Genomic DNA, 6058 nt, shown 5'->3' with positions numbered 1-6058 from the left:
GGTGTTTGATAAGTCGATAGAGTTACGGCGGTCATGGCGGAGGGGAAACGCCCGGTAACATTCCGAACCCGGAAGCTAAGCCCTCCAGCGCCGATGGTACTGCACTCGGGAGGGTGTGGGAGAGTAGGACACCGCCGGACAATCTTCCAGTCGAGGGCCGCCCCATCCGGGTCGGCCCTCGACTGCGTAGCGCCTCAGGTGGCGCAATGAGGAAGGATGTACCTGTGAGTTCAGGACCGCAGGGCGGAGATCGTCCGCGTCGCTACGACGACCGCCCGGGTGGGCGCGACGACCGCGCCCGTGACGACCGGGGCGGCCAGGGCGGCGGCGACCGTCGTGAGGGTGGCTTCCGCGGCCGGCGTGACGGTGACTTCCGTCCGGGCGGCTACCGGCGGGACGCCGGCGACCGCGACGGTGGCTTCCGCGGCGGTGACCGCCGCGAGGGTGGCGCGCCGCGTGAGGGTTTCCGCGGCGGTGACCGCCGTGAGGGCGGGTTCCGTGGTGGCGACCGTGAGGGTTTCCGCGGCGGTGACCGCCGCGAGGGTGGGGCGCCGCGTGAGGGCTTCCGCGGCGGCGAGCGCCGTGAGGGTGGCTTCCGTGGCGGGGACCGTGAGGGCTTCCGTGGTGGCGACCGCCGCGAGGGTGGCGCGCCGCGTGAGGGTTTCCGCGGCGGTGACCGCCGTGAGGGCGGGTTCCGTGGTGGCGACCGTGAGGGTGGCTTCCGTGGTGGCGACCGCCGTGAAGGCGGCTTCCGTGGTGGCGACCGCCGTGAAGGCGGCTTCCGTGGTGGCGACCGTGAGGGTGGCTTCCGTGGTGGCGACCGCCGTGAGGGTGGCGCCCCGTTCCGCGGTGGCGAGCGCCGTGAAGGTGGGGACCGTGAGGGCTTCCGCGGCGGCGAGCGTCGTGAAGGCGGCTTCCGTGGTGGCGACCGCCGCGAGGGTGGCGCGCCGCGTGAGGGCTTCCGCGGCGGTGACCGCCGTGAAGGCGGCTTCCGTGGTGGCGAGCGTGAGGGTTTCCGCGGTGGCGAGCGCCGCGAGGGTGGCTTCCGGGGCGGCGAGCGTCGTGAGGGCGGTGCGCCGCGTGAGGGCTTCCGGAGCGGGGAGCGCCGTGAGGGTGGCTTCCGGGGCGGCGAGCGCCGCGAGGGCGGTGCGCCGCGTGAGGGCTTCCGTGGTGGCGAGCGCCGTGAGGGTGGTGCGCCGCGCGAAGGTTTCCGGGGCGGCGAGCGCCGCGAGGGTGGCTTCCGTGGTGGCGAGCGTCGCGAGGGCGGTGCGCCGCGTGAGGGCTTCCGGAGCGGGGAGCGTCGCGAGGGTGGCTTCCGGGGCGGTGACCGTCGCGAGGGCGGTGCGCCGCGCGAAGGTTTCCGTGGTGGCGAGCGCCGTGAGGGTGGCGCCCCGCGCGAGGGTTTCCGCGGCGGGGAGCGCCGTGAGGGTGGTTTCCGTGGCGGCGAGCGTCGTGAAGGTGGCTTCCGGGGCGGCGAGCGCCGTGAGGGCGGGTTCCGTGGTGACCGCGAGGGCGGATACCGGGGCGGGGACCGTCGTGACGAGCAGCGGGAGCGTCCCGAGGTCGGGGCGGGCGAGCGCGCCCCCGCGCTGCCCGACGAGATCGTCGCGGCCGACCTCGACAAGGACGTCCGTGCCGAGCTGCTCTCGCTGGCGAAGCCGGTCGCGGAGACCGTCGCCCGGCACCTGGTCGCCACCGGTCAGCTGATCGACGAGGACCCGGCCGAGGCGCTCGCGCACGCGCTGGCCGCCCGGCGGCTCGCGTCCCGCATCGCCGCGGTCCGGGAAGCCGTCGGTCTGGCCGCGTACCACGCGGGCGAGTGGCAGACGGCGATCGCCGAGCTGCGCACGTACCACCGGATGTCCGGGCTGCAGAGCCATCTGGCCGTGCTCGCGGACTGCGAGCGGGCGCTGGGCCGGCCGGAGCGGGCGATCGACCTGTTCCGCGGCGCGGACCGGGAGAAGCTGGACCAGGGCACCGCCATCGAGCTGCTGATCGTGGCGGCCGGCGCCCGGGGCGACCTGGGGCAGCAGGACGCCGCGGTGGCGATGCTCCAGGTCCGCGAGCTGACCGCCGACGAGACCGAGCCGTGGACGGCCCGGCTGCGGTACGCGTACGCCGACGCGCTGCTGGCGGTCGGGCGGCGCGAGGAGGCCCGTGAGTGGTTCTCCCGGGCCGCCGACGTGGACACCGAGGGCGAGACCGACGCCGCGGAGCGGCTGCTCGAACTCGACGGCGTGGTGATCGAGGGCGACGAGGAGGACGAGGAGTCGGCGGAGGAGATCGCCGCCGGCCCGGGCGCCCCGGGCGCGGTTCCAGCCACGCCGGACGCGGACCTCACCGGCGACGCCACCGACCTCGCCGACGCCGCCGAGCGGCGCGACACCGCCACCGATATCGACACTCGCCCGGACGAGCGCGGCAGCGAGCGGCCCGACGGCGACACCGCCGAGCGGTCGGACGTCGACGCCGAGGTGTGGCGGGACGAACCGCTGGCCGCCGAGGTGCCGACGGACGACCTGGCCGAGGACGAGCTGACCGAGGCCGAGGCGCAGTCGGTGGCCACCGCCGGCGACGCGGAGTTCCGGGCCGGGGACGCCACCGCGCTGTTCCGGGCGGCCGACGAGGGCGCCGGACTGAGCGTGGACCCGGCCACCGGCGGGACCGGGACGGGCGAGGCGGAGTCGGACCGCCGGTGACCGCAGGGGAGCGGCTGGTCGACGGGTACGCCCTCGTCGTCTTCGACCTGGACGGGGTGATCTACCTGATCGACCGGCCGATCCCCGGCGCGGTCGACGCGGTGACCCGGCTGCACGGCGAGGGGCGGCTGGTGGCGTACGCCACCAACAACGCCTCGCGCCGCTCCAGCGAGGTCGCCGACCTGCTCACCGGCATGGGCGTGCCGGCCCGGCCCGAGGAGGTGCTGACCTCCTCAGCGGCCGCCGCCGAGCTGCTGCGCGACCGGTTCCCGGCCGGCGCCGCGGTGCTGGTCGTCGGCGCCGAGGCGCTGCGGGCGGAACTGCGCGCGGTCGGCCTGACTCCGGTCGCCACGGCGGAGGAGAACCCGGTCGCGATCGTGCAGGGGTACGGGCCGCAGGTCGGCTGGGCGGACCTGGCCGAGGCGGCGGTTGCCGTACGCGGCGGGGCGACCTGGATCGCCACCAACACCGACCGGACCCTGCCCAGCGGGCGGGGTCCGCTGCCGGGCAACGGGGCTCTGGTCGCCGCGCTGCGCACCGCGCTCGACCGGGACCCGGACGTGGTGGTCGGCAAGCCGGAACCGGCGCTGTTCGCCACCGCCGCCCGCCGCGCCGGCGAGGGGCGGACGCTGGTGGTGGGCGACCGGCTGGACACCGACATCGAGGGTGCCCAGCGGGCCGGCCTGGACAGCCTGCTGGTGCTCACCGGGGTCAGCGACGTGCCCGAGCTGCTTGCAGCCCCGGCGCGGCGCCGCCCCACGTACGTCTCGATGGATTTGACCGGGCTCTTCGACCCGGCGGCCGTGGTGCGGGTGCCCGGTCCGGCGGACGCCGCCGGCTGGTCGGTGGCGGACCGCGATGGGGCGCTGGAGCTGTCCGGCGCGGGCCGTCCGCTGGACGCGCTGGCGGCGCTCTGCGCGGCCGCCTGGTCCGCGCCGCGGCCGGCGCCGGTGCGGGCCGCTTCGGCGGAGGCGAGCCGGGCGCTGACCGCGCTCGGCCTGGCCGGCTGAGGGCCCGCCGGGCGTACCCGGAGGGCGCGCAGGGTGGCCGGAGCGCCGGCGGTCAGAGCAGCTTGCGCAGCTTCATCAGGTCGAACGGGCTCGCCTTGATCGACACCCGGCGGGACGCCACCGCCCGGGTCACGTCCAGCTCGCCGCGGACCAGGGCGACCAGGTCGTCGCTGCTGGTGCTCAAGGCGATCTTGGCTTTCGGGTCGTCGCCGTCGGTCAGCCCGACCAGGCGACCGTCGGTGATGCGGCCGTGGAACGCCGTGTCCAGGTCGGTGATCCGACAGGCCAGCGTGCGGTCCAGGTCGACCCGTTCCCGCACCGTCTCCGCGTTGCGGTCCAGCCGGTCGGCCAGGTCCTGCAACGCCTGTCGGCACTCGTCCACGCTGGCCACGTCGCCCCCTCACCGCTCGCCACGCCGTCCCCGGCACCGTACCGCACAGGGTGCTCCGCCGGGCCCGGTAGCGTGACACCTGCACACCTCCACCCCGCGGAAGGACTCAGGCATGCAGGACGCGTGGCGCGCCTACCTCGAGCTGGCCATGGGCCTGACGGAGGCGCCCCGGAAGAAGGCCCAGGACGCCGTCCGCCGGCTCGTCGGCTCCGGCGGGGCGACCGCCGCCCAGCTCCAGGGACTCGCCGAGGAACTCCTCTCCACCGGCGCCGCCAACCGGGAGGCGCTGACCAAGCTGGTCCGGTTCGAGGTCGACCGCACCCTCGGCGCGGTGGGTCTGGCCACCGCCGACGAGGTCGCCGAGCTGACCCGCCGGGTGCACGAGCTGGAGCGCCAGCTCCGCGAGGCCAAGGGCGCCGCCCCGGCCGGCCCCGCGCCGCAGCCGCCCGCCCCGGCCGGACCGGCCGCGGCGACTCCCGGCGCCGCGCAACCGGGTGCCGCGGAACCGGCCGCGCCGACCAAGGCGGTGGCCAAGAAGGCGGTGGCGAAAAAGGCGGTGGTCAAGAAGGCCGTCGCCAAGAAGGCCGTGGTCAAGAAGCCGCCGGCCACCGTCACCCCGATCCAGGACGAGGCCGGCCAGGCAGAGCCGGCCGGGCCGGTGAAGAAGGCGCCGCCGCGCAAGCAGCAGCCGGGCGGCGCCGAGTGAGGCCCGCGCCGACCCGCCGGGGTCCCCGGTGACCGGCCCGGTGCGCCCCGGCCCCCCGCCCGGCGTCCGGCCCGGCCCCCCGCCGGGCGTCCGGCCCGGCCCCCCGCCGGGCGTCCGACCCGGGCCGCCGCCCGGCCCGCGCCCCGGACCGCCGCCGCGCCCGCCGGTGACCGACGACCTCGACGAGGTACGCCATCCCGCCGTGGACGCCGCCGTACAGGCGATGATCAACGCGGCGGGGCTGCCCCCGGCGGACCAGATCGCGCAGTACGAGGCGGCCTACGAGACGCTGCGGGAGACCCTCGCCACCATCGACCAGGCCTGAGGAAGACCGGAGAACCACCCATGGCACGTCGTAACCGGCTGGACGCCGAGCTCGTCCGCCGCGGCCTGGCCCGATCCCGGGAGCAGGCCGCCGCGCTGGTCGAGGCCGGCCGGGTGCAGCTGCGCGGGGTGCCGGCCCGCAAGGCGGCCGCGATGGTCGACCCGGCCGACCCGCTGCTGGTCACCGGGGAGGATCCCACCTCGGAGTACGTCTCCCGAGGCGGCCACAAGCTGGCCGGCGCGCTGGCCGCGTTCGGCCCCGGGCTGCGGGTCGCCGGCCGGCGCTGCCTCGACGCCGGCGCGTCCACCGGCGGCTTCACCGACGTGCTGCTGCGCGCCGGCGCGGCCGAGGTGGTCGCCGTCGACGTCGGATACGGCCAGCTCGCCTGGCCGCTGCGCAACGACGCCCGGGTGCGGGTCTTCGAACGCACCAACGTCCGTACGCTCACCCCGGAGGCCGTCGGCGGGCCGGTCGAGCTGACCGTGGCCGACCTGTCGTTCATCTCGCTGCGGCTGGTGCTGCCGGCGCTGGCCGGCTGCACCCGCCCCGACGGCGACCTGGCGCTGATGGTGAAGCCGCAGTTCGAGGTGGGCAAGGAGCGGGTCGGCCCGGGTGGGGTGGTCCGCGACCCGGCGCTGCGCGCCGAGGCGGTGCTGGAAGTGGCGGCCGCCGCGGCGCAGCTGGGCCTGGGTCTCGCCGACGTCGCCGCCAGCCCGCTGCCGGGGCCGAGCGGCAACGTCGAGTTCTTCGTATGGTTACGCCGGGACGCACCGCCGGCCGACCCGGAGCGGGTGCGGGCCGTGGTGACGGCCGGGCCGGGCGGCCCGGCGGCGTCCGGCGACGTGCCGGACGCGGCGACGGAGGAGGTGGCCGGGTGAACGCGGTCGCGAGCGGCGTGGACGCGCGGGGCCGGTCCGCGGTGCGGGC

The 6058-nt window shown here is 76.8% G+C and carries 6 protein-coding genes and 1 rRNA gene; 6 read left to right on the top strand and 1 reads right to left on the bottom strand.

The features are described from left to right. The first annotated feature begins 23 nt into the window (after positions 1-23). The 3 genes from rrf (at position 24) to ACVCAH_RS31840 (ending at position 3709) form a co-directional block, all read left to right on the top strand. Positions 24-140: ribosomal RNA gene (gene rrf, locus ACVCAH_RS31850) — 5S ribosomal RNA — on the top strand. Positions 141-1589: 1449 nt separating this feature from the next. Next, on the top strand, positions 1590-2699 hold the full coding sequence (locus tag ACVCAH_RS31845; RefSeq protein WP_447139948.1) for a Replicase polyprotein 1ab: 1110 nt from the start codon (positions 1590-1592) through the stop codon (positions 2697-2699). Further along, a complete protein-coding gene (locus ACVCAH_RS31840; RefSeq protein ID WP_447139942.1) occupies positions 2696-3709 on the top strand; it encodes an HAD-IIA family hydrolase in 1014 nt (337 codons plus the stop codon). Before ACVCAH_RS31845 ends, ACVCAH_RS31840 begins: the two co-directional genes overlap by 4 nt. A gap of 52 nt (positions 3710-3761) precedes the next feature. On the opposite strand, the gene ACVCAH_RS31835 is transcribed toward ACVCAH_RS31840, so the two are convergent. Next, positions 3762-4100 carry an SCP2 sterol-binding domain-containing protein gene (locus tag ACVCAH_RS31835; protein WP_447139941.1) on the bottom strand — a complete coding sequence of 113 codons (339 nt, stop codon included), beginning with the start codon at positions 4098-4100 and terminating at the stop codon, positions 3762-3764. A 112-nt stretch (positions 4101-4212) separates the two neighbouring features. Between ACVCAH_RS31835 and ACVCAH_RS31830 the strand changes: the two genes are divergently transcribed. The 3 genes from ACVCAH_RS31830 to ACVCAH_RS31820 are packed head-to-tail and all read left to right on the top strand — an operon-like array spanning position 4213 to position 6009. Continuing rightward, positions 4213-4806 (top strand): phasin family protein, encoded by a 594-nt coding sequence (locus ACVCAH_RS31830; protein ID WP_447139940.1) that lies wholly within the window; start codon positions 4213-4215, stop codon positions 4804-4806. 40 nt (positions 4807-4846) lie between these two features. Next, a complete protein-coding gene (locus ACVCAH_RS31825) occupies positions 4847-5131 on the top strand; it encodes a hypothetical protein (RefSeq protein ID WP_447139947.1) in 285 nt (94 codons plus the stop codon). A gap of 20 nt (positions 5132-5151) precedes the next feature. Continuing rightward, a complete protein-coding gene (locus ACVCAH_RS31820; RefSeq protein ID WP_447139939.1) occupies positions 5152-6009 on the top strand; it encodes a TlyA family RNA methyltransferase in 858 nt (285 codons plus the stop codon). The last annotated feature ends 49 nt before the right edge of the window (positions 6010-6058 follow it).

Source organism: Micromonospora sp. LZ34, assembly GCF_052981855.1.
This window is presented reverse-complemented; position numbering and strand designations above follow the sequence as displayed.

Bases quoted from the DNA above. Each gene is read 5' to 3' on its own strand.
- ACVCAH_RS31830 (WP_447139940.1), top strand. From the start codon at position 4,213: ATGCAGGACGCGTGGCGCGCCTACCTCGAGCTGGCCATGGGCCTGACG.
- ACVCAH_RS31820 (WP_447139939.1), top strand. From the start codon at position 5,152: ATGGCACGTCGTAACCGGCTGGACGCCGAGCTCGTCCGCCGCGGCCTG.